Consider the following 22854-nt stretch of genomic DNA (forward strand, 5'->3'; position numbering starts at 1 on the left):
TCCGAAACAACACCAGAGTGTTCCAGACTGGTGTGGTGTTTCAGAGTTGCAGAGCGGATGCGTAGCAGCTTTGTGGGCAAGTCCTCGGCCTATTAGTACCAGTCCACTCAAAAACACATTACTGTGCGTCCATGTCTGGCCTATCAACCCAATCGTCTCTTGGGGGCCTTAACCCACAAAGGGGTGGGAGACCTCATCTAGGAACAGGCTTCCCGCTTAGATGCCTTCAGCGGTTATCCCTTCCGAACGTAGCTAACCAGCCATGCCACTGGCGTGACAACTGGCATACCAGAGGTTCGTCCGTCCCGGTCCTCTCGTACTAGGGACAGCCTTCCTCAAGTCTCCTACGCGCGCGGCGGATAGGGACCGAACTGTCTCACGACGTTCTAAACCCAGCTCGCGTGCCGCTTTAATGGGCGAACAGCCCAACCCTTGGGACCTACTCCGGCCCCAGGATGCGACGAGCCGACATCGAGGTGCCAAACCATGCCGTCGATATGGACTCTTGGGCAAGATCAGCCTGTTATCCCCGGGGTACCTTTTATCCGTTGAGCGACATCCCTTCCACCAGGAGATGCCGGATCACTAGTCCCTGCTTTCGCACCTGCTCGACCCGTCAGTCTCACAGTCAAGCTCCCTTGTGCACTTACACTCAACACCTGATTGCCAACCAGGCTGAGGGAACCTTTGGGCGCCTCCGTTACCTTTTAGGAGGCAACCGCCCCAGTTAAACTACCCACCAGGCACTGTCCCTGAACCCGATCAGGGCCCTAGGTTAGATTCCCAATCCGACCAGAGTGGTATTTCAACAACGACTCCACGAGAACTAGCGTCCCCGCTTCACAGTCTCCCACCTATCCTACACAAGCCGAACCGAAAACCAATACCAAGCTATAGTAAAGGTCCCGGGGTCTTTCCGTCCTGCCGCGCGTAACGAGCATCTTTACTCGTAGTGCAATTTCACCGGGCCTGTGGTTGAGACAGCCGGAAAGTCGTTACGCCATTCGTGCAGGTCGGAACTTACCCGACAAGGAATTTCGCTACCTTAGGATGGTTATAGTTACCACCGCCGTTTACTGGCGCTTAAATTCTCAGCTTCGCCCCACAAAGGAGCTAACCGGTCCTCTTAACGTTCCAGCACCGGGCAGGCGTCAGTCCATATACCTCGTCTTACGACTTCGCATGGACCTGTGTTTTTAGTAAACAGTCGCTTTCCGCTGGTCTCTGCGGCCAACTCACCCTAGCCCGCGAAGGGCTTCAAGTGCTTTGGCCCCCCTTCTCCCGAAGTTACGGGGGCATTTTGCCGAGTTCCTTAACCACAGTTCACCCGACCGCCTTAGTATTCTCTACCTGACCACCTGTGTCGGTTTGGGGTACGGGCCGCACATGTTCTCGCTAGAGGCTTTTCTCGGCAGCAGAGGATCACCCTACTTCGCCTCAACGGCTACGCATCACGTCTCACCCTACACGGGACACGGATTTGCCTATGTCCCAGGCTACACGCTTACACCAGTACAACCACTCACTGGCGGAGCTACCTTCCTGCGTCACCCCATCGCTTGACTACTACACACTCAGGTCCCGCGCGTCCCCGCTCAACTCCGAAGAGCCTCACAGTTCAGGGCGGTTAGTATCATGCGCCTCGTCATGGGCGAACATACGCGGGTACGGGAATATCAACCCGTTGTCCATCGACTACGCCTGTCGGCCTCGCCTTAGGTCCCGACTTACCCTGGGCAGATTAACTTGACCCAGGAACCCTTGGTCATCCGGCGGCAGAGTTTCTCACTCTGCATTCGCTACTCATGCCTGCATTCTCACTCCCACACCCTCCACGACTCGCTTCCACGGCCGCTTCCCTGGATGCAGGACGCTCCCCTACCCAACAACACCACTACACACAACCCCCGAAGGGCTGAGCGGATGTATTGTGTTATTGACACGGCTTCGGCGGTGTACTTCAGCCCCGCTACATTATCGGCGCAGGACCACTTGACCAGTGAGCTATTACGCACTCTTTCAAGGGTGGCTGCTTCTAAGCCAACCTCCTGGTTGTCTAAGCGACCCCACATCCTTTCCCACTAAGCACACACTTAGGGGCCTTAGCCGGTGTTCTGGGCTGTTTCCCTCTCGACGACGAAGCTTATCCCCCGCCGTCTCACTGCCGCACTCTCACGTGATGGTATTCGGAGTTTGGTTGACTTCGGTAACCCGGTAAGGCCCCTAGGCCATCCAGTAGCTCTACCCCCACCACGAAACATGCGACGCTGCACCTAAATGCATTTCGGGGAGAACCAGCTATCACGGAGTTTGATTGGCCTTTCACCCCTACCCACAACTCATCCCCCAGGTTTTCAACCCTGGTGGGTTCGGCCCTCCACGAGGTCTTACCCTCGCTTCAGCCTGGCCATGGGTAGATCACTCCGCTTCGGGTCTAGACCACGCGACTCAAACGCCCTATTCAGACTCGCTTTCGCTACGGCTACCCCACACGGGTTAACCTCGCCACGCAGCACTAACTCGCAGGCTCATTCTTCAAAAGGCACGCCATCACCATCACACGGATGGCTCTGACGGCTTGTAGGCACACGGTTTCAGGTACTCTTTCACTCCCCTCCCGGGGTACTTTTCATCTTTCCCTCACGGTACTCGTCCGCTATCGGTCACCAGGAAGTATTTAGGCTTACCGAGTGGTCCCGGCAGATTCACAGCAAATTCCACGAGCTCGCTGCTACTCGGGAACACCACCACACCACACCAACACAGCTTTCGCGTACGGGACTCTCACCCACTCCGGTCCACCATCCCAGGCGGTTCCACTAGCCATGCAGCACGATGCCAGGAGTGTCAGCTCCTGGAAGGCAGGTCCCACAACCCCGCACACACAACCCCTGACAGGTATCACATGCGCACGGTTTAGCCTCCTCCGCTTTCGCTCGCCACTACTCACGGAATCACTAGTGTTTTCTCTTCCTACGGGTACTGAGATGTTTCACTTCCCCGCGTTCCCTCCACATACCCTATATATTCAGGTATGGGTAACACCTCATAACAGGTGCTGGGTTTCCCCATTCGGACACCCTCGGATCACAGCTCGGTTGACAGCTCCCCGAGGCTTATCGCAGCCTCCCACGTCCTTCATCGGCTCCTGATGCCAAGACATCCACCATGTGCCCTTAACAACTTGACCACAAAGATGCTCGCATCCACTCTGCAATTCTCAAACACCACACCCAGAAACAACACACCGTGTTGCCTCAGGACCCAACAGCGTAAAGATGAACACCCACCACCCGAGATCTCCAGCGCCCGTTCCACGCCGACCGAAGCCAGCAGTACTAGACACACCCTTGATCCAAGTGATGAGCATCAGCCAGCCGTCCACAATTCCTTGAGCGTCTGAGCAGCACCACACTCGGGTACTAGACTCAGCCACTCCATCCCCAAGGGATGGAAGTGAGTTGCTCCTTAGAAAGGAGGTGATCCAGCCGCACCTTCCGGTACGGCTACCTTGTTACGACTTCGTCCCAATCGCCAGTCCCACCTTCGACCACTCCCTCCCCGCAAGCGGGGTTGGGCCATGGGCTTCGGGTGTTACCGACTTTCATGACGTGACGGGCGGTGTGTACAAGGCCCGGGAACGTATTCACCGCAGCGTTGCTGATCTGCGATTACTAGCGACTCCGACTTCACGCAGTCGAGTTGCAGACTGCGATCCGAACTGAGACCGGCTTTAAGGGATTCGCTCCACCTCACAGTATCGCAGCCCTCTGTACCAGCCATTGTAGCATGTGTGAAGCCCTGGACATAAGGGGCATGATGACTTGACGTCATCCCCACCTTCCTCCGAGTTGACCCCGGCAGTCTCCCGCGAGTCCCCGCCATTACGCGCTGGCAACACAGGACAAGGGTTGCGCTCGTTGCGGGACTTAACCCAACATCTCACGACACGAGCTGACGACAGCCATGCACCACCTGCACACCGGCCACAAGGGGGCCGACATCTCTGCCTGTTTCCAGTGCATGTCAAGCCCAGGTAAGGTTCTTCGCGTTGCATCGAATTAATCCACATGCTCCGCCGCTTGTGCGGGCCCCCGTCAATTCCTTTGAGTTTTAGCCTTGCGGCCGTACTCCCCAGGCGGGGCGCTTAATGCGTTAGCTACGGCACGGACAACGTGGAAGTCGCCCACACCTAGCGCCCAACGTTTACAGCGTGGACTACCAGGGTATCTAATCCTGTTCGCTCCCCACGCTTTCGCTCCTCAGCGTCAGTATCGGCCCAGAGACCCGCCTTCGCCACCGGTGTTCCTCCTGATATCTGCGCATTTCACCGCTACACCAGGAATTCCAGTCTCCCCTACCGAACTCAAGCCTGCCCGTATCCACTGCAGGTCCGGAGTTAAGCCCCGGATTTTCACAGCAGACGCGACAAGCCGCCTACGAGCTCTTTACGCCCAATAATTCCGGACAACGCTTGCACCCTACGTATTACCGCGGCTGCTGGCACGTAGTTAGCCGGTGCTTCTTCTCCAGGTACCGTCACTTACGCTTCGTCCCTGGCGAAAGAGGTTTACAACCCGAAGGCCGTCATCCCTCACGCGGCGTCGCTGCATCAGGCTTCCGCCCATTGTGCAATATTCCCCACTGCTGCCTCCCGTAGGAGTCTGGGCCGTGTCTCAGTCCCAGTGTGGCCGGTCACCCTCTCAGGCCGGCTACCCGTCGTCGCCTTGGTAGGCCACTACCCCACCAACAAGCTGATAGGCCGCGGGCCCATCCTGTACCGCCGAAACTTTCCACCCTACACCATGCGGCGCAAGGTCATATTCGGTATTAGACCCCGTTTCCAGGGCTTATCCCAAAGTACAGGGCAGGTTACCCACGTGTTACTCACCCGTTCGCCACTCATCCACACCCGAAGATGCTTCAGCGTTCGACTTGCATGTGTTAAGCACGCCGCCAGCGTTCGTCCTGAGCCAGGATCAAACTCTCCAACAATGTCAGAAAATCAAACCCGGCTATTCTCATAGCCTCAAAGGAACCCACAAAGGGTTCTAGCTAATCAACTGGCTTTAGCTCATCAATACACTGTTGAGTTCTCAAACAACACGTTTTGTTGTGTCACCCGACGACCCCACCAGCGCGCGAAGTCTCGCGACTCCAATTTCGCTGTGGTTTCGTCCGGCGGCGGTCACCCACTCTACCACCATCGGTGGGAGCTTGGTTCGTGACCCCCCGCCTGGTACCCCGCGCTCCTGGGGCTCTCGGCCCCGGCCCGGTCTCCCTGGCGACGAAGAGAACTTTACATGGTCGGAAACCCCCCTCGAACAGGGGGGTCCCTTAACCACGTTTCCCCTGGTCAGGCCAGCAATTTGACCCCGGCGGTGTTCCGCTTGCCCCGGCGGACCACGAGCCACGTCCCGTGCAGGGCGTCCCCGAGCTCCGGGCGCCACTCCTCGTCGGCGATCTTCGCGTTGTTCACGTACGCGCCGCCCTCCTTCACGGTGCGGCGGGCCGCGCCCTTGCTGTCCACGAGACCCGTGGCCACGAGGAGGTCGACGATCGTCGGCTCGTCCGCGAGCCGCACCTCGCCCACCGGCACCTCGGCCATGACCGCGTCGAGCGTGCGGGCGTCCAGCTCGGCCAGCTCACCGCGGCCGAACAGCGCCTGGCTCGCGGCGATGACCTGGCGGGTCTGGTCCTCCCCGTGCACCAGCGTGGTCAGCTCCTCGGCGAGCCGGCGCTGGCCGGCCCGCAGGTGCGGCTTCTCCTCGGTCAGCCGCGCGATCTCGTCGATCTCCTCGCGCGGCACGAACGTCAGCATGCGCAGGTAGGGCAGGACGTCGGAGTCCGCGACGTTCACGAAGTACTGGAACCACGCGTACGGCGAGGTCATCTCCGGGTCGAGCCACAGGTTCCCGCCGCCGGTGGACTTGCCGAACTTGCGGCCCTCGGAGTCGGTGACCAGCGGTGTGGTCAGCGCGTGCACGCTCGCACCGTCGACCTTGCGGATGTAGTCCACCCCGCCGACGATGTTGCCCCACTGGTCCGAGCCGCCGATCTGCAGCTTCGTCCCGTACTTCCGGAACAGCGTCAGGTAGTCGTAGGACTGCAGGAGCAGGTAGCTGAACTCGGTGTAGGAGATGCCGTCGGAGGCCAGGCGCCGCTTCACCGTCTCCCGCGCCAGCATCACGTTCACCGAGAAATGCTTGCCGACGTCGCGCAGGAAGTCCAGCGCCGACACGTCCTTGAACCAGTTCAGGTTGTTCTCGACGATCGCCCCGGTCGGCGAGTCGTCGAAGGTCACGAACTTCTCCAGCTGCACCCGGATCTTCTCCAGGCGGGCGGCGGTCACCTCGGGCGTGACCAGCGAGCGCTCACCGACGTCGCGCGGGTCGCCGATCTGGCCGGTCGCTCCCCCGCCGAGCACGATCGGCCGGTGGCCGGCCTGCTGGAACCGGGCGAGCGTCAGCAGCTGGACGAGGTGGCCGGCGTGCAGGCTTTCCGCGGTCGGGTCGAAGCCGCCATAGAGGGTGAGCGGACCGGCGTCCAGGTCCTTCCGCAGCGCGTCGATGTCGGTGGACTGCGCGATCAGCCCGCGCCAGGACAGTTCGTCGAGGATGTGTTCGCTCACGGCTCGATACTCTCCTACGAGGTCAACCGACTATTTGGCGGGGCGGGCCCGTCCGCCGCGCCGGTAGAGCGACACGGCAGGGGAGTCGTCGATCCAGAACCGCCACGGGGTGTCCATCGCCGCCGCCACCCCGACCCGCGGGCCGGAGCGGACGCGCTCGGCGGGGATCTCCTCCCCCGTCAGCAGGCGCACCGGCGACCGCGGGTCGACCAGGTCGGCGCCGTTGTGCTGCGGGCCGATGCCGAGCGCGGACGTCAGCCGGGCCGGTCCGCGGGCCAGCTCGACGTCCTTGCGCGCGGCCTTGCGCCGGGACCGCGCCACGTCGGCCCCCTCGGTGATCTCGGCGGCACGCAACAGCACCGCTCCCGCCTCGCCGTCCTCCCGGCCGACCACGTTGGCGCAGAAGTGCATGCCGTAGACGAAGTACACGTACAGGTGACCCGCCGGGCCCCACATGACCGTGTTGCGCGCTGTGCGCCCGCGGTAGCAGTGCGACGCCGGGTCGTCCTCCCCGCGGTAGGCCTCCACCTCGACCAGCCGCGCGCGGACGGTGCCCTCGGAGCCCGCGCACTCCAGCACCGAACCGAGCAGGACGTGCGCCAGGTCGACCGGGTCGATCGCCAGCTCCTCGCGCTTGAACAGGCGTCCGGTCATCGCAGCACCACCTCACCACCGGGCGTGGCGAGCACCGCTTCCAGCCGCGGGGCCGGGCCGGTGACGACCGTCAGCGCGGCGTCCACCGCGGCGAGCGGGCCCGCGACCAGGCCCGGGTCGGGGTGTACGCCGGTCAGCGACACCAGCGAGGCGCCCGCGGGCAGGCTTTCGCCCGGGTGCGGCGAGTCCTGCCAGTCGATGAGGAACGGCACCATTTCCCCGTCGTCGGCCGGGAAGGCCAGCGACCAGCTCAGCAGCACGCCGTCCGGCCGCCGTCGCGACATCGGCCGCGCGTCGCCGAACGGGTAGCCGGCGGCCCGCGTCCGCTCCAGCGCCGCGGCCAGGTCCGGCACCCGGATCGCCCACGCGGCCAGCCGGGGACCGGTGAGGTCGTCGATGCCGAACCAGCGCGGCCCGTCCGGCGCCTCCTGCTCAGGGTCGGGGCCGATGACCTCCAGGTAGGCCCCGTCGCCGAGCCCGGTCAGGTGGTTGCGCGTGCCGCGCCCCGGGTGCGGGCCGCCGGGCACGAGGTCGATCCCGCGCTCGCGCAGGTCCGCCACCGTCCCGGCGAGGTCCGGTGTCGCGTAGACCAGGTGGTCGAGGTTCACCCGATCCACTGCCGGTGGTCGGCGACCCGCGTGACGAGCCGCTCCAGCTGCTCGACCACGCGCGCCGGGGCGGTGCCGCCGCGGGCGTCGCGGGAAGCCACCGAGCCCTCGACGGTCAGCACCTCCCGCACCCGCGGGGTGAGCGCCGGGCTGATCTTCTCCAGCTCCTCGTCGGTGAGCTCGTCCAGGCCCGCGCCGCGTGCCTCGGCCACCCGCACGCACTCCCCCGCCGCTTCGTGCGCGACGCGGAACGGCACGCCCTGCCGCACCAGCCACTCGGCGATGTCGGTGGCGAGCGTGAAGCCGGCTGGGGCGAGCTCGGCCAGGCGCTCGGTGTGGAAGGTCAGGGTGCCGACCATCCCGGCGATGGCCGGGAACAGCAGCTCCAGCTGCTCGACCGAGTCGAAGACCGGTTCCTTGTCCTCCTGCAGGTCCCGGTTGTAGGCCAGCGGCATGCCCTTGAGCGTGGCGAGCAGGCCGGTCAGGTTGCCGATCAGCCGTCCGGACTTGCCGCGCGTCAGCTCGGCGACGTCGGGGTTCTTCTTCTGCGGCATGATCGAACTGCCGGTGGCCCACGCGTCGTCGAGCGTCACGTAGCCGAACTCGGCGGTGTTCCAGATGATGACCTCTTCGGCGATGCGGGAGAGGTTCACGCCCAGCATGGCCAGCACGAACGCGAACTCGGCGGCGAAGTCGCGGGACGCGGTACCGTCGATCGAGTTGTCCACGCTGGTGGCGAAGCCCAGCTCGGCGGCCACGGCCTCCGGGTCGAGCCCGAGCGACGACCCGGCCAGCGCACCCGAACCGTAGGGCGACTCGGCCGTGCGGGCGTCCCAGTCGCGCAGCCGGCTCACGTCGCGCAGCAGCGACTGCGCGTGCGCGAGCAGGTGGTGCGCCAGCAGCACCGGCTGGGCGTGCTGGAGGTGGGTGCGGCCCGGCAGGATCGCGTCCGGGTGGCGGCGCGCCTGGGCGACCAGGGCGTCGACGACGTCCAGCGTGCCGGCCGCGACGCGCTTGCCCGCGTCGCGCAGCCACATCCGGAACAGGGTGGCGACCTGGTCGTTGCGGGACCGGCCGGCACGCAGCTTGCCACCCAGCTCGGCGCCCGCGCGCTCGATCAGGCCGCGCTCCAGCGCGGTGTGCACGTCCTCGTCGGCGACCGTCGGTGTGAACTCACCCGAGGCGACGTCCGCGGCGAGCGCGTCCAGCGCGGCGAGCATCCGGGTCAGCTCGTCCTCGGTGAGGAGACCGGCCCGGTGCAGCACCCTGGCGTGGGCCCGGGAACCGGCGATGTCGTAGGGCGCCAGCCGCCAGTCGAAGTGGGTCGACGCGCTCAGCGCCGCCATCGCCTCGGCCGGTCCGCTGCTGAAGCGCCCGCCCCAGAGCGCGATCCCCGGTTGGCCGTTGTCTGCCATGTGTTCGTCTCAGCCTTCGCTCATCCGTCGTCGTGCAAGTCCAAAGTAGAGGAACGCCGCGCCAGCGCCGAGAACCGGTCGGCCAGGTCCCGGCCGGTGAGCGGCTCCCTGGCGATCACCGCGACGGTGTCGTCGCCCGCGATCGACCCGACCACCTCCTCCAGCGCGGCCCGGTCGATCGCGCTGGCCAGGAACTGCGCCGCGCCCGGCGGCGTGCGCAGCACCGTCAGGTTCCCGGACGAGTCCACCGACACCATCAGCTCCGCCAGCAGCCTGGACAGCCGTGACGTCCCGCCCTGGACCCCGCGCACCGGGCTGCCGTCCTCGGGGATCACGTACACCGGCGCACCGGAGTCCGCGCCCCGCAGCTTGACCGCGCCCAGCTCGTCGAGGTCCCTGGACAACGTAGCCTGCGTGACCTCGACGCCCTCCGCCGCCAGCAGCTTCGCCAGCTCGGTCTGGCTGCGGATGGCCATCGACGAGACCAGCTCGACGATGCGGGCCTGGCGGGCGGCGCGGTTCATCGTCGCGAAGCCTCCTGTCCCAGGAGCCAGACCAGCAGCGCCTTCTGCGCGTGCAGGCGGTTCTCGGCCTCGTCCCACACCGCGCTGGCCGGGCCGTCGATCACCTCGTCGGTGATCTCCCAGCCGCGGTGCGCGGGCAGGCAGTGCAGCACGATCGCGTCGTCCCCGGCCTCGGCCAGCAGCTCGGTGTTGACCTGCAGCTTCTTGAACGGCGTGACCCGGTCCATGCCGTCGTTCTCCTGGCCCATCGAGGTCCAGGTGTCGGTAACCAGGACGTCGGCGCCCTCGACCGCGGCGTGCGGCTCGGTGAACAGGCCGACGCTGCCGCCGGTCTCCGCCGCGCGTTTCTTGGCGTCGGTCACCACGTCGGCGTCCGGCTGGAAGCCCTCCGGCGCCACGACCCGCACGTGCAGGCCCGCGGTGACCCCGCCGAGCAGCAGCGAGTGGGCCATGTTGTTGGCGCCGTCGCCGAGGTAGGTCAGCGTCAGCCCGGCCAGCCTGCCCTTGCGCTCGCGGATGGTCTGCAGGTCCGCCAGCACCTGGCACGGGTGGAACTCGTCGGTGAGGGCGTTGACCACCGGGACCGTGGCGGCCGAGGCCATCGCCACGATGCGCTGCTGGGCGAAGGTGCGCCACACGACGGCGTCGACGTAACGCGAGAGCACCCGCGCGGTGTCCTCGATCGTCTCCTCGCGGCCGAGCTGCATCGAGCGGCCGTCCACGATGATCGGGTGGCCGCCCAGCTGGGCGATGCCGACCTCGAACGACAGCCGGGTCCGGGTCGAGTTCTTCTCGAACAGCACGGCCACCGACTTCGGGCCGGCCAGTGCCCGGTTCGACAGCGGGTCCTTCTTCAGCTCGGCGGCCAGGTCGAGGACGGCGAGCTGTTCGTCCGGGGTCAGGTCGTCGTCGCGCAGGAAGTGGCGGAGCATCGGGCAGTCAGTCCTTCGTGGTGGTGGTCGTGTCGAGCGCGCCGGGCAGCGCGGCGAGGAAGCCCCCGGCCTGCTCCTGGCTCAGGATCAGGGGCGGGGCCAGCCGGATCGTGTCGGGAGCGACCGGGTTGACCAGGTAGCCCGCGGCCTGGGCGGCCTTGGCGACGGCGGGCGAGACGGGCTCGGCGAGCGTGATGCCGATCAGCAGGCCGGCGCCGCGCACGCCCGTGACCAGCGGGTGGGCCATCTCCTCGACGCCGGCGGCGATGTCCTTGCCCACGCGGGAGACGTGGTCGATCAGGCCGTCGCGGGAGATCGCGCGCAGCACCGCCAGCCCGGCCGCGCAGCAGACCGGGTTGCCGCCGAACGTGGTGCCGTGCTGACCGGGCTTGAACAACTCGCCCGCGTCGCCGACGCCGATCACCGCGCCCAGCGGCAGGCCGCCGCCGAGGCCCTTGGCCAGGGTGATGACGTCCGGGGTGATCCCGGCCCGCTGGAAGGCGAACCAGTCCCCGGTGCGGCCGATGCCGGTCTGCACCTCGTCGAGCACCAGCAGCGCTCCGGCGGCCTTGGTGATCTCGCGCGCGGCCTGCAGGTAGCCGTCGGGCGCGGGGATGACGCCGCCCTCGCCGAGGATCGGCTCGAGGAACACCGCGGCGGTCTCGGCGTCGACGGCCGCGCGCAGGGCGTCCACGTCGCCGAACGGGACGTGCACGACGCCCGGGACCAGCGGCTCGAACGGCTGCTTCTTGCCGGGCTGGCCGGTCAGGGACAGGGAGCCCATGGTGCGGCCGTGGAAGGCGCCCTCGCACGCGACGACCTTGGTGCGGCCGGTGAGCCTGCTGATCTTCAGCGCCGCCTCGTTGGCCTCCGCGCCGGAGTTGACGAACAGGACCTTGCCCTGCCCGGTCAGGCCGGCGACGTCGAGCAGCGCCTCGGCCAGTTCGACGGTCACCGGGTTGACGTAGAGGTTGGAGGTGTGGCCCAGCTTGGTGATCTGCTCGGTCACGGCGGCCACGATGTCGGGGTGGGCGTGCCCCAGCGCGTTGACCGCGATGCCGCCGACCAGGTCGACGTACTCGGCGCCGTCGGCGTCCCAGACCCGGGCGCCCTCGCCGCGCACCAGGGTCAGGCCGGGGGTGCCGTAGTTGTCCATGAGCGCGGACTGCCAGTGCTGCCTGCCGTCCGCATTGGAGGAGAGCGCGTCCATCAGGACTCCTGTTCGGGGAGAACCATGGTGCCGATCCCGCGGGAGGTGAACACCTCGAGCAGGACCGAGTGGGCGATGCGGCCGTCGATGACGTGGGCGCGGCGAGTGCCGCCGCGGACCGCGCGCACGCAGGCCTCCATCTTGGGGATCATGCCGCTGGCCAGGGTCGGCAGCAGTTCTTCGAGCCGGTCCACGCGGATCCGGTCGATCAGTGACGAGCGGTCCGGCCAGTTCGCGTAGAGGCCTTCGACATCGGTCAGCACGACCAGCTTTTCGGCGTCCAGCGCGGCGGCGAGCGCGCCGGCCGCGGTGTCGGCGTTGACGTTGTGCACCACGCCGTCCGCGTCGGGGGCCACTGTGGACACCACGGGGATGCGGCCCGCGTTGACGATGTCCAGCACCGCGTCCGGGTTGACCGAGGCGACCTCGCCGACCAGGCCGACGTCGACGGACTCGCCGTTCACGGTGGCCTGCTTGCGTTCGGCGGTGAACAGCTGCGCGTCCTCGCCGGAGATGCCGACGGCGTAGGGGCCGTGGGCGTTGATGAGCCCGACCAGCTCGCGGCTCACCTGCCCGACCAGGACCATGCGGACGATGTCCATCGTCTCCGGGGTGGTGACGCGCAGGCCGCCGCGGAACTCGCCTTCGATGCCGAGTCTCGACAGCATGGCGGTGATCTGCGGGCCGCCGCCGTGCACGACGACCGGGCGCAGGCCGGCCAGCCGCAGGAACACCATGTCCTGGGCGAAAGCGCGCTTGAGCTCGTCGTCGATCATCGCGTTGCCGCCGTACTTGACGACGACGGTGGCGCCGTGGAACCGCTGCAGCCACGGCAGGGCCTCGATCAGCACGCCGGCTTTCTCGGCCGCGGTGGCCATCCGGTCGTCGGCCGCGACCAGTTCGGGAGGAGTCATGAGGAGTAGGCGCTGTTCTCTTCGACGTAGGCGTGCGACAGGTCGGTGGTGAAGATCGTGGCCTCGCTGGCGCCGACGCCCAGGTCGATCACGATCTCGATGGCACGGCCGGACAGGTCCGCGGCGGAGCGGTCGGCCGCCGTGGTGCCGTTCGCGAACAACGTGACGCCGTTGATGCTGATCGACAGCGCGCCCGGGTCGATCTCGGCCTGGGCGCGCCCCACCGCCATCGCGACGCGGCCCCAGTTCGGGTCCGAGCCGAACAACGCGGTCTTGACCAGGTTGTCCTCGGCGACGGTGCGGCCGACGTTGATCGCGTCCTGCTCGCTGGCCGCGCCGCGCACGACGACGTCGACCTCCTTCGTGACGCCCTCGGAGTCCGCGCGCAGCTGCTGGACGAGGTCCATGCAGGCGGCGGTGAGGACGTCGGTGAACTCGTCCAGGCCCGGCGTGACGCCGCTGGCCCCCGAGGCGAGCACGAGGACGGTGTCGTTGGTGGACGTGCCGCCGTCGACGTCGAGGCGGTCGAAGGTGACGCGGGTGGCGGCCCGCAGCGCGGCGTCGAGCGCGTCCGGGTCGACGACCGCGTCGGTGGTGAGGACGGACAGCATCGTGGCCAGGTTCGGGGCGAGCATGCCGGCGCCCTTGGCGAAACCGCCGACGCTCCAGCCGCCGTCGTGGCTCCGCAGCGTCTGCTTCGGCTTGGTGTCGGTGGTCATCACGGCGGTGGCGGCGGCCAGCGCCGAATCGCTCGTGGAGTCCAGCGCCTTGACCGCGGCGTCCACACCGGACAGCACGGCGGGCATCGGCAGCCTCTCCCCGATCAGGCCGGTCGAGCACACCGCGACGTCGATCGCGCCGGCCTCCAGCAGCTCGGCGACCTTCTCGGCGGTGGCGTGCGTGTCCTGGAAGCCGCCGGGGCCGGTGGCCGCGTTCGCGCCGCCGGAGTTGAGGACGACCGCGCGCAACCGCTTGTGCCGCAGCACTTCCTGGGACCACAGCACCGGCGCCGCCTTGACGACGTTGCGGGTGAAGACCCCCGCCGCCGCCTGCTCGGGCCCGTCGTTGACGACGAGCGCGAGGTCCAGGGCGCCGGATGCCTTGATCCCGGCGGCCACGCCTGCGGCGCGGAACCCCTTCGGTCCGGTCACGGTCACGGTGCGACTCCTACTGTCGGAAGGCCGGTGGTCTCGGGGAGACCGAGTGCGATGTTCATGGACTGGATGGCGCCGCCCGCGGTGCCCTTGGTCAGGTTGTCGATCGCGGCCACGACGACCAGGCGGCCCGCGTCGGCGTCCACCGCGACCTGCAGCTGCACGTTGTTCGAGCCCAGCGTCGCCGAGGTGACCGGCCAGCTGCCCTCGGGCAGGACCTGCACGAACGGCTCGGCCTGGTAGGCCTTCTCGTACACCGCGCGTGCCGCCGCCGTGTCGGTCTCGCCCGCCAGCGGCGCGCTCGCCGTGGTGAGGATGCCGCGCGGCATCGGCGCGAGGACCGGCGTGAACGACACGGTCACCGGCGCCCCGGCCACCGCGGTCAGGTTCTGCGCGAACTCGGGCGTGTGCCGGTGGGCGCCGCCGACGCCGTACGCGCTCGCCGAGCCCATCACCTCGGAGCCGAGCAGGTGCGGCTTGAGGCTCTTGCCCGCGCCGGACGTGCCCGTCACCGCCGTGATGGTCACCTCCGGCCGCACCAGGCCGGCTGCCAGCGCGGGGGCCAGCGCGAGCGTGCCCCCGGTCGGGAAGCAGCCCGGCACGGCGATCCGCTTGGTGCCGGCCAGCTTCTCGCGCGCGCCAGGCAACTCGGGCAGGCCGTAGGGCCAGGTGCCGGCGTGGTCGCCGCCGTACCAGCGCTGCCAGTCGGCCGCGCTGGCCAGGCGGTGGTCGGCGCCCAGGTCGACGACCAGCACGTCGGGCCCGAGCCGGGCCGCGATCTCCGCTGAATGACCATGCGGCAGCGCGAGGAAGACCACGTCGTGGCCGCCCAGCGTCTCCGCGCTGGTCTCCTGCAGTATGCGCCCGGCCAGCGGGACCAGGTGGGGCTGGTGCTGACCCAGCGGTGTGCCTGCGCTGCTCGCCGCCGTCACCGCACCGATTTCGACCTCGGGGTGCGCCAGCAGCAGGCGGAGGGCTTCCCCGCCCGCGTATCCGCTCGCCCCGGCCACCGCGACCTTCACCGTCATACGCATGATTATGCATTGCGGCGGAAGATCAATCAAACGAGTTCCGGCAAGGGTCACAATGCCCGGGGCTCACGGCGTCAGCGCTCAGCCGTCATCTTCACCTCCGGTATCCGGCTGGTGGGCGCAAGCGACGTCGGGTGAGGCGTCCCGCTCAGGCCGCATCTCCGCTCCCCTCCGGCACGGGACGCATGCTGGGCGGATCGGGCAGGTACTCGCCGCGGCGTTCCGGATCGCACCCCACCCGCGGCAGGCGCGCCCGGATGCCGCCGGGACTGCGGGCTAGCTCGCGGGCGATGTCCGCGACGCTCTCCCCCGCGATCCACCGACGCTCGAGTTCCGCGTCGAGTTCCGGCGTCCACGGCTTGCCCTGGCCTGCCGGCCGGTCGCGGCCTCTTCGGCCACCCGGATCGGCCAGTGCCGCGTGGTGCCGCAGCGTCTCCGACAGCACCGAGCCGAGTGTCGCCGCCGCACCGGCGGCGACCTCGATCTGGCCGTCGGCCACCGGCTCGCCCTCGGATCCGGCCGCGCCGACCCTGATGACGAGACGGTCGGCGAGTGCGTCACGGCCACCGCCCGGCAGCGCGGTGACCTCGATGGAAAAGGTGGTGTCACCAGCCCGGAGAGTGCTCCGGTGCTCTTCGATGATGTTCATGCCCGGCACGCTAGCGACGCCCACCGACAGTTTTCGGTCACCAAGCGTCGCCGGGTGGTCGCGAACCGAAATTGTCGTACCCCCGTCCTAACGTTGTTCACCTGATCGCGGACCACTGGGGGAGACATGAGGGAACACCAGTTCTGGCGGCTGGTCGCCGGGCGCACCGTCGCCGAGATCGGCGAGCTGCTGCGCGGGCGCCCGGCGCTGGAGGTCATCCGGTTTCACCACCACTTCCGGCGCCTGCACGTGCAGGCCTGCCGGTGGGACGTGTGGACGGCGTTCGGCCTGGTCCTCGGCGGCGCCGGGGCCGGTCAGCTGCGGGACGGCGTGTGCTGGCTGATGCTGCGGGGGCGGCGCGCGTACCACCGGACGCTGGTGGACCCGGACGTGCTGGCGGGCTTCCCGGCCGACCCGCTGGAGATCACCCGATCCGGCGAACTCGCCGGTCTCGCGCTCCGGCTGCTGGCCCCGCCCGGGACCGGCGAGGTGGCCGCGGCGTGCCGGGACGCCCTCGCGTCGATCCTGGGCGCGGCCGGTCTCCAGGGGTCGCCGCCCGGCGAGCGGCCCGCGCTCGACGCCGCCACGCTCGCCCGCTGCTACCCGCGGCTCACGGCGCGGTACGGGCTCGTGGGCGAGCCGATCCTGGGGCTCGCGCCGGCGAGGACGAGCCGATGACCAGGCATGAGCCGCACCACGGCCGCACGGACGGGCGGTCAGAAAGGCACTGCGGCGCGCAGGGCGGCCGGCTGCCCGAACCCACCATGGTCGGCACGGGCACCGGGCACGCCCTCCGGCACCGGCACCGGCACCGGCACCGGCTCACAGACCGCGTCCGGGCCATCGCCCCTCTCGCGCGGCGGCAACGCCCCCATGGCGAGCACCAGCCGCACCACGCCGACCGCGCGGACGGGCGCTCACTAACGAACCGCGGCCTGCAAGGCGGCGCGCAGCCCGGCCGCCTGCCCGAACCCACCATGGTCCGCACGGGCGCCCGGCGCACCTTCCGGCACCGGCAGCGGCTCATAGACGGCGTCCGGGCCATCGCCCCTCTCGCGCGGCGGCAACGCCCTCGCGGCGAGCACCAGCCGCACCACGCCGGCCACGTGGACGGGCGCTCACTAACGAACCGCGGCCTGCAAGGCGTCGCGCAGCTCGCCCGGCTGCCCGGACCCACCGTTGTCGGCACGGGCACCGGGCGCACCTTCCGGCACCGGCTCCGGCAGCGGCTCACAGACGGCATCCGGGCCATCGCCCCTCTGGCGCGGCGGGAGCGCCCCGGTGGCGAGGTAGTCCGCGATCCGGTCGTCCACGCACGCGTTGCCGGACAGCGAACCGGCGTGCGTGGTGCCGCCCGGCTCCCCGATCAGGCTCGACCGCGGGAACCGGCGGCGCACCTCGAGGTTGCCCGCGAACGGGGTCGCCGCGTCCAGCTCCTCCCCGATCAGCAGGGCGCCCGCGACACCACGGCCGTCGACGTCGGCCGGTTTGCCCGCGGACACCGGCCAGGTGCGGCACGGCGCGTTGTACCAGGCGTTGCCCCACGTCTCGAAGGGCGCCTTCGCGTGGGTGATCCAGTTGTCCACCTTCCAGGTGGTCCAGTTCCGCGGCCAGGGCGCGTCGGTGCACTGCACGGCGTTGTAGACGGCGAACCCGTTGTCGTCGCCGGGCGAGTTCGTCTTGTCGTAGCGGGTCTTGAGCGTCTGCCAGTCGCGCTGGTGCACCCAGCCCGCGAAGGCCTCGGCAAGCCCCGTCCAGGTCGACTGGTAGTAGCCGGCCTGCAGGAAGATGTCGGTCCACTCGGCCGGGCCGATCACACCGCCCGCCGGTGCCTGGGTCAGCTCACGTTGCTGGGCGTACCACAGGTCCTCGACGGCCTTGCCTGTCGTGCCCAGGTGATAGACGTCGTCGTGGCGGGCGATCCAGTCGAAGTAGATCTTGATGTTGCGGTCGAAGGCCACGTCCTGGTCGAGGTTGGCCTGGTAGAACACCTTGCGCGGGTCGACGTTGCTGTCCAGCACCATCCGCCGGACCCGCTGCGGGTACATCGTGGCGTACACCTGGCCGAGGTAGGTGCCGTAGGAGAAGCCGTAGTAGTTGATCTGCTCGGCCCCCAGCGCCTTGCGCAGGCTGTCCAGGTCCTGGGCGACGTCGGTGGTGCGCAGGTGCCGCAGCAGCGGGCCGTTCTTCTCACACGCCGCGGCGTAATCGCGGGATCGCTGCAGCCAATTGCGCTCCAGGTCCGGTGTGGACGGCACGTAGGCCGGGCGGTTGTACGCGAAGTGCTCCGGCTCGCAGGACAGTGCCGGCCTGCTGGCCCCGACACCGCGCGGGTCGAAGCCGATCCAGTCGTAGGACGCCCCCGCGTCCTTCGGCACGGCCCGGCCGATGGTCGACAGACCGAGCCCGGAGCCGCCGGGACCGCCGGGGTTGACGAGCATCACGCCCTGGTAGCCGGCGCTCGTGTGGCGGACGCGCGAGACGGCGAGCGAGATCTTCGCGCCGGCGGGATCCCGGTAGTCCAGCGGCACCTCGAGGAAACCGCATTCGGCGCCCGCGCGGGCCAGGCCGGCCGATCCGCACGCGCCCCAGCTGATCGGGGCGGGCGTGAACTCGGCGGGCGTCGGCGGTGCGGCGGCCGCGGGCACCGCCACCAGGCAACTCGCCAGCGCACCGGCCGCGAGGATCGCGGGCACGAGCTTGCTCACAGTGCTCCTTCTCGTCGACTGTGCGGTCAGAACCTCACGACAAGATCGTGGATCACGGCGCTTTCCGCCAGCCGACTCGCGGCGGGATCCCGGATGCCACCCGACGGGGAAGGAACTGCGGATGGACGAAGTGGACGAACTGGTCCGGGCGGCGCGCTCGGGGCTGGCGGAGCTGGCCGATCCGGTGCGGGCGGCGCACATGCACCGGTACCTGAAGTCCGCGATGGACTTCCGGGGCGTGTACAAACCGGAGCGGGTCAAGCTGGCGCGGCTCGTGTTCGGCGAACACCCGCTGCCGGACCGGGAATCGTTCGTCGCGGCGGTCCTGGCGCTGTGGCGGGAGGCCGCGTTCCGGGAGGAGCGTTACCTGGCGATCGACCTCACCGGGCACCGGGCCTACGCGCGGTGGCAGGACCACTCGCTGATGCCGCTCTACGAGGAGATGATCGTCACGGGAGCGTGGTGGGACTACGTGGACGACGTCGCCATCCACCGCGTCGGGTCGCTCCTGCGGGCCGACCGGGAGCGGATGACACCGGTGCTGCGGCGATGGGCGCACGACGAGGACCGGTGGCGGCGCCGGACGGCGGTGATCTGCCAGGTGACCGCCAAGGCGGACACCGACCGCGACCTGCTGACCGCGGCGATCGAGGCCAACCAGGACGACCGGGACTTCTTCCTGCGCAAGGGAATCGGCTGGGCGTTGCGCGACTACGCGCGCACGGAGCCGGACTGGGTGCGCGCCTTCGTCGAGGCGCATCCCGCACTGTCGCCGTTGTCAGTGCGGGAAGCGCTCAAACACCTCGGCGGTGGACAGCCCTAGGCGCGCAGCTCCGCGCCGTAGCGCGAGGCGGCTTCGGCGACGGCGGCGTCGCGCGCCTGCGTCGCCTCCTCCACGGTGAGCGTGCGGTCCGGGGCGCGGAAGCGCAGCTTGTAGGCCAGCGACCGCTTGCCCTCGCCCACCTGGTCGCCGGTGTAGACGTCGAACAGCGAGGTGTCCTCGAGCAGGTCGCCGCCGCCGGTCACCAGGGCCTCGGCGAGATCGGCGGCGGGCACCTTCGCGTCCACGACCAGCGCGACATCGAGCAGCACCGGCGGGTACGGCGAGATCACCGGGGCCGGCCTGCGGTCCTGCAGCGGGATCGCGTCCAGGTCCAGTTCCATCGCCACGGTCCGCTTGGGCAGGCCGAGCGCCTCGATCACCTTGGGGTGCAGCTCACCGGCGTGCCCCACCGGCCAGTCGCCGACGAGCAGCTCGGCGCAGCGGCCGGGGTGCCACGGCGCGAGCTCGGCGTTGCGCACCCGCAGCTCGACGCCGGCAGCCTGGCCGACAAGGCGCGCGGCCTGGACGGCGTCGGCCCACCCGGCCTGCTCGCCCTTGCCCCACCAGCCGGCCTGCTCGCGCTGGCCGGCCAGCACCACGGCGACGTGTTGCGGCTGGGCGGGCACCGCCGCCTCCAGCTGCGCCAGGTCCTCGTCCGACGGGCGTCCGCCGACCCCGAGCTCCGGCATCGGGACTGGGCTCGCGCCGGGCAGCACGACCTGTCCGATGTGGAACAACGCGAGGTCCTTGAAGCCCCGGGAAGCGTTGCGCTGCAACGTCTCCAGCAGACCGGGCAGCAGGGTCGTCGCCAGCCGGTCCTTGTCCGCCTCCAGCGGGTTCTGCACCTGCACCGTCTTGCGGCGCACGTCGTCGGCGGGCAGGCCGAACGCGTCCCACACCGTCTCGCCCACGAACGGGAACGGCTGGACCTCGACGTAACCCGCCTCGGCCAGCGCGCGCGACACGGTGCGGCGGCGTCGCTGCGCGGCGGTCAGACCGGTGCCGGCGGGGGCGGTGGGCAGCACCGACGGGATGCTGTCGTAACCCTCGAGCCGCAGCACCTCCTCGACGAGGTCGGCCGGCTGCTTCAGGTCGCCACGCCAGCTCGGCGGCGTCGCGGTCACCGTCGCGACACCGTCGTCGCCAGCGCCGACCGTGACCTTGCAGCCGACCTGGTTCAGCCGCCGGACGGTGACGCCACGCTCGTAGCGCACGCCGGCGATCTGGTCGGGCAGGCTGATCGGCATCGTGATGGGCGACGGCGGCTCGACGGAGCCGACGTCGGTGCGGCCGGGCTGGATGCTGCCGTCGCCGTAGGTGCGCAGCAGGCGGGAGGCCCGCTCCACCGCCGCGGCGCAGACCTGCGGGTCGGTGAACCGCTCGAACCGCTTCGCGGCCTCGGAGAACAGCTTGTGGCGCCGCGCGGTGCGGCTGATCGACGGCGGGTCCCAGTGGGCGCCCTCGATCAGGACATCGGTGCTCTCGGTGCTGATCTCGGTGCTCGCGCCGCCCATCGTGCCCGCCAGCGACACCGGGCCGCGCTCGTCGGCGATCACGACGTCGTCGGCGTCGAGCGTGCGTTCCACGTCGTCGAGGGTGGTGAGCTTCTCCCCCGGCTTCGCGCGGCGGACGACCAGACCGCCCTGCAGCGACGCGGTGTCCCACGCGTGCAGCGGCTGACCCAGCTCGAGCATGACGTAGTTGGTGACGTCCACGGCCAGCGAGATCGACCGGATCCCGGCGAGCAGCAGCCGGCGGCGCATCCACCACGGGGTCGGGGCGCCGGCGTCCAGGCTGGTCACCCGGCGCACCACGAACCGGTCACAGCCGGTGGGGTCCTCGATCTCGACCGGCCACGCCTCGCCCTCGGCCGGGGGCAGGTCGAGCGCGGCCGGGTCGCCGAAGGGCACGTCCAGCGCGGCGGCCAGCTCGCGCGCCAGCCCGCGGACCGACAGGGCGTAGCCGCGGTCCGGGGTCGGCGTGAGCTCCAGGACGGTGTCGCCGAGGCCGAGCACCTCGTGGCCGGAGTCGCCGGGGCTGGCCGTCGAGGGCGGAAGCACCAGGATGCCGGTGTGGTCGTCGCCCAGGCCCAGCTCGCGGGCCGAGCAGATCATGCCGTCGCTGACGCGGCCGTAGGTCTTGCGCGAGGCGATCTCGAACGGCCCGGGCAGCACCGTGCCGGGCAGCGCCACGACGACCAGGTCGCCCTCGGCGAAGTTGGTGGCGCCACAGACGATTCCGCGGGTGCGGATGCCGGAGGGGCCCTCGTCGTCGGCGGGCTCGTCCTCGGAGGCCTCCTCGCCGACGTCGACCCGGCAGAACCGGATCGGCTTCTTGAAGCCGGTCAGCTCCTCGATCTCGGCGACGCGGCCGACCACCAGCGGGCCGGTGACCTGGTCCAGCGGCCGGACCTCGTCGACCTCGATGCCGATGCGGACGAAGGCCTCGGCCAGCTCCTGCGGTCCGACCTCGCCGGCATCCAGATGCTCGAGCAGCCAGCTGACGGGGACTCGCACTTAGGCCTCCGTTCCGAAGGGAAGGGTGAAGCGGACATCGCCCTCGACGATGTCGCGCATGTCGGGGATGCCGTTGCGGAACTGCAGGGTCCGCTCGATACCCATGCCGAACGCGAAGCCGGAGTAGACGTCCGGGTCGACGCCGCAGGCACGCAGCACGTTCGGGTGCACCATGCCGCAACCGCCCCACTCGACCCAGCCGGGGCCGCCCGCCTTCTCCTCGAACCAGACGTCGACCTCGGCGGAGGGCTCGGTGAACGGGAAGAAGTGCGGGCGCAGCCGGGTCTTGGACTTCTCGCCGAACATCGCGCGGGCGAACGCGTCCAGGGTGCCCTTGAGGTGGGCCATGGTGATGCCCTTGTCCACCGCGAGGCCCTCGACCTGCGAGAACACCGGGGTGTGGGTGGCGTCCAGCTCGTCGGTGCGGTAGGTGCGGCCGGGGCAGACGACGTACACCGGCAGGTCGCGGTGCAGCAGCGTGCGGGCCTGCACCGGGGAGGTGTGCGTGCGCAGCACCAGGCCGGAGCCCGGCTCACCGGCGTAGAAGGTGTCCTGCATCTGCCGGGCGGGGTGGTCCTTGGCGAAGTTGAGGGCGTCGAAGTTGAACCACTCGGCTTCCAGCTCGGGGCCTTCGGCGACCTCCCAGCCCATGGCGACGAAGACGTCGGCGATCCGCTCGCTCACCGTCGTGAGCGGGTGCCGGGCGCCGCGCGGGATCCGGTCCCAGGGCAGCGTGACGTCGACGGCCTCCTCGCGCAGGACGCGCTCGTCCCGCTCGGCCAGCAGCGTGGCCCGCCGGGCGTCGAACGCGCCCTGAATGGCCTGGCGCGCCTCGTTGACCCGCTTGCCGACCTCGGCCTTCTCCTGCTTGGACAGGGAGCCGATGGCGCGGCGGGCGAGCATCAGCGGCGAGTGGTCACCCAGGTGGGCCGGCTTCACCGCGGCCAGGGCGTCCAGATCGCCTGCGGCCTGGAACTCGGCCTCGGCGTGCTTCACCGCCGCCCCCAGTGTTTCGGGCGAGGTGGCCTCGGCCGGGGTCGGGTCCTGCTTCTCGGTGGCTCCGGACATAACTCCTCGGTGTCCGC

General features: G+C 69.1%; 16 protein-coding genes and 2 rRNA genes. 2 read left to right on the plus strand and 16 right to left on the minus strand.

The annotated features are described in order from the left end of the window. Positions 1 to 72 precede the first annotated feature (72 nt). The 13 genes from AMYTH_RS0112745 to AMYTH_RS0112805 form a co-directional block, all read right to left on the minus strand. Positions 73 to 3190: ribosomal RNA gene (locus AMYTH_RS0112745) — 23S ribosomal RNA — on the minus strand. Positions 3191 to 3472: 282 nt separating this feature from the next. Beyond that, a 16S ribosomal RNA gene (locus AMYTH_RS0112750) occupies positions 3473 to 4995 on the minus strand. Together the 16S and 23S rRNA genes form the textbook arrangement of a ribosomal RNA operon. 361 nt (positions 4996 to 5356) lie before the next feature. Beyond that, entirely contained in the window at positions 5357 to 6631 is a 1275-nt protein-coding gene (gene tyrS / locus AMYTH_RS0112755; protein ID WP_027930652.1) for a tyrosine--tRNA ligase, read from the minus strand. Positions 6632 to 6661: 30 nt separating this feature from the next. Further along, the gene (locus tag AMYTH_RS0112760) at positions 6662 to 7285 is read right to left on the minus strand and encodes a DNA-3-methyladenine glycosylase (protein ID WP_027930653.1); all 624 of its coding nucleotides are present in this window, start codon (positions 7283 to 7285) and stop codon (positions 6662 to 6664) included. Then, positions 7282 to 7893, minus strand: a complete 612-nt coding sequence (locus AMYTH_RS0112765) for a VOC family protein (protein ID WP_228684737.1) — start codon at positions 7891 to 7893, stop codon at positions 7282 to 7284. Before AMYTH_RS0112765 ends, AMYTH_RS0112760 begins: the two co-directional genes overlap by 4 nt. Beyond that, positions 7890 to 9308 carry an argininosuccinate lyase gene (argH, locus tag AMYTH_RS0112770; protein ID WP_027930655.1) on the minus strand — a complete coding sequence of 473 codons (1419 nt, stop codon included), beginning with the start codon at positions 9306 to 9308 and terminating at the stop codon, positions 7890 to 7892. The genes AMYTH_RS0112765 and argH overlap by 4 nt, the downstream gene beginning before the upstream one ends. A 20-nt stretch (positions 9309 to 9328) precedes the next feature. Continuing rightward, positions 9329 to 9832, minus strand: coding sequence for an arginine repressor (locus tag AMYTH_RS0112775; RefSeq protein WP_017981993.1), 504 nt, complete (start codon positions 9830 to 9832; stop codon positions 9329 to 9331). Further along, positions 9829 to 10764, minus strand: a complete 936-nt coding sequence (argF, locus tag AMYTH_RS0112780; RefSeq protein ID WP_027930656.1) for an ornithine carbamoyltransferase — start codon at positions 10762 to 10764, stop codon at positions 9829 to 9831. The genes AMYTH_RS0112775 and argF overlap by 4 nt, the downstream gene beginning before the upstream one ends. Before the next feature lie 7 nt (positions 10765 to 10771). Further along, on the minus strand, positions 10772 to 11974 hold the full coding sequence (locus AMYTH_RS0112785; protein ID WP_027930657.1) for an acetylornithine transaminase: 1203 nt from the start codon (positions 11972 to 11974) through the stop codon (positions 10772 to 10774). Beyond that, positions 11974 to 12888 carry an acetylglutamate kinase gene (argB, locus tag AMYTH_RS0112790; RefSeq protein ID WP_017981990.1) on the minus strand — a complete coding sequence of 305 codons (915 nt, stop codon included), beginning with the start codon at positions 12886 to 12888 and terminating at the stop codon, positions 11974 to 11976. The genes AMYTH_RS0112785 and argB overlap by 1 nt, the downstream gene beginning before the upstream one ends. Then, positions 12885 to 14045, minus strand: a complete 1161-nt coding sequence (gene argJ / locus AMYTH_RS0112795; RefSeq protein ID WP_027930658.1) for a bifunctional glutamate N-acetyltransferase/amino-acid acetyltransferase ArgJ — start codon at positions 14043 to 14045, stop codon at positions 12885 to 12887. Before argJ ends, argB begins: the two co-directional genes overlap by 4 nt. Next, positions 14042 to 15070: an N-acetyl-gamma-glutamyl-phosphate reductase gene (gene argC / locus AMYTH_RS0112800; RefSeq protein ID WP_027930659.1), complete on the minus strand. Its 1029-nt coding sequence runs from the start codon at positions 15068 to 15070 to the stop codon at positions 14042 to 14044. The genes argJ and argC overlap by 4 nt, the downstream gene beginning before the upstream one ends. A gap of 151 nt (positions 15071 to 15221) precedes the next feature. After that, positions 15222 to 15722, minus strand: a complete 501-nt coding sequence (locus tag AMYTH_RS0112805) for a helix-turn-helix domain-containing protein (RefSeq protein ID WP_027930660.1) — start codon at positions 15720 to 15722, stop codon at positions 15222 to 15224. A gap of 126 nt (positions 15723 to 15848) precedes the next feature. Between AMYTH_RS0112805 and AMYTH_RS47010 the strand changes: the two genes are divergently transcribed. Next, positions 15849 to 16400, plus strand: coding sequence for a DUF4240 domain-containing protein (locus tag AMYTH_RS47010; RefSeq protein WP_027930661.1), 552 nt, complete (start codon positions 15849 to 15851; stop codon positions 16398 to 16400). A gap of 443 nt (positions 16401 to 16843) precedes the next feature. Here the strand turns inward: AMYTH_RS47010 and AMYTH_RS0112825 are convergent, their stop codons facing one another. Beyond that, positions 16844 to 18430, minus strand: a complete 1587-nt coding sequence (locus AMYTH_RS0112825; RefSeq protein WP_027930664.1) for an alpha/beta hydrolase — start codon at positions 18428 to 18430, stop codon at positions 16844 to 16846. 121 nt (positions 18431 to 18551) lie between these two features. Between AMYTH_RS0112825 and AMYTH_RS0112830 the strand changes: the two genes are divergently transcribed. After that, positions 18552 to 19253, plus strand: a complete 702-nt coding sequence (locus AMYTH_RS0112830; RefSeq protein WP_027930665.1) for a DNA alkylation repair protein — start codon at positions 18552 to 18554, stop codon at positions 19251 to 19253. On the opposite strand, the gene pheT is transcribed toward AMYTH_RS0112830, so the two are convergent. Together pheT and pheS are read right to left on the minus strand one after the other, a co-directional pair. Continuing rightward, positions 19250 to 21769 carry a phenylalanine--tRNA ligase subunit beta gene (pheT, locus tag AMYTH_RS0112835; RefSeq protein ID WP_027930666.1) on the minus strand — a complete coding sequence of 840 codons (2520 nt, stop codon included), beginning with the start codon at positions 21767 to 21769 and terminating at the stop codon, positions 19250 to 19252. The genes AMYTH_RS0112830 and pheT overlap by 4 nt on opposite strands. Further along, positions 21770 to 22837 (minus strand): phenylalanine--tRNA ligase subunit alpha, encoded by a 1068-nt coding sequence (pheS, locus tag AMYTH_RS0112840; RefSeq protein WP_027930667.1) that lies wholly within the window; start codon positions 22835 to 22837, stop codon positions 21770 to 21772. It lies immediately after the preceding gene. Positions 22838 to 22854 lie beyond the last annotated feature (17 nt).

This window comes from Amycolatopsis thermoflava N1165, from assembly GCF_000473265.1.
GTDB lineage: Bacteria > Actinomycetota > Actinomycetes > Mycobacteriales > Pseudonocardiaceae > Amycolatopsis_E > Amycolatopsis_E thermoflava.

Bases quoted from the DNA above. Each gene is read 5' to 3' on its own strand.
- argB (WP_017981990.1), bottom strand. From the start codon at position 12,888: ATGACTCCTCCCGAACTGGTCGCGGCCGACGACCGGATGGCCACCGCG.
- AMYTH_RS0112760 (WP_027930653.1), bottom strand. From the start codon at position 7,285: ATGACCGGACGCCTGTTCAAGCGCGAGGAGCTGGCGATCGACCCGGTC.
- AMYTH_RS0112775 (WP_017981993.1), bottom strand. From the start codon at position 9,832: ATGAACCGCGCCGCCCGCCAGGCCCGCATCGTCGAGCTGGTCTCGTCG.
- AMYTH_RS0112830 (WP_027930665.1), top strand. From the start codon at position 18,552: ATGGACGAAGTGGACGAACTGGTCCGGGCGGCGCGCTCGGGGCTGGCG.
- argF (WP_027930656.1), bottom strand. From the start codon at position 10,764: ATGCTCCGCCACTTCCTGCGCGACGACGACCTGACCCCGGACGAACAG.
- pheS (WP_027930667.1), bottom strand. From the start codon at position 22,837: ATGTCCGGAGCCACCGAGAAGCAGGACCCGACCCCGGCCGAGGCCACC.
- AMYTH_RS0112785 (WP_027930657.1), bottom strand. From the start codon at position 11,974: ATGGACGCGCTCTCCTCCAATGCGGACGGCAGGCAGCACTGGCAGTCC.
- argC (WP_027930659.1), bottom strand. From the start codon at position 15,070: ATGACGGTGAAGGTCGCGGTGGCCGGGGCGAGCGGATACGCGGGCGGG.
- AMYTH_RS47010 (WP_027930661.1), top strand. From the start codon at position 15,849: ATGAGGGAACACCAGTTCTGGCGGCTGGTCGCCGGGCGCACCGTCGCC.
- AMYTH_RS0112805 (WP_027930660.1), bottom strand. From the start codon at position 15,722: ATGAACATCATCGAAGAGCACCGGAGCACTCTCCGGGCTGGTGACACC.
- argH (WP_027930655.1), bottom strand. From the start codon at position 9,308: ATGGCAGACAACGGCCAACCGGGGATCGCGCTCTGGGGCGGGCGCTTC.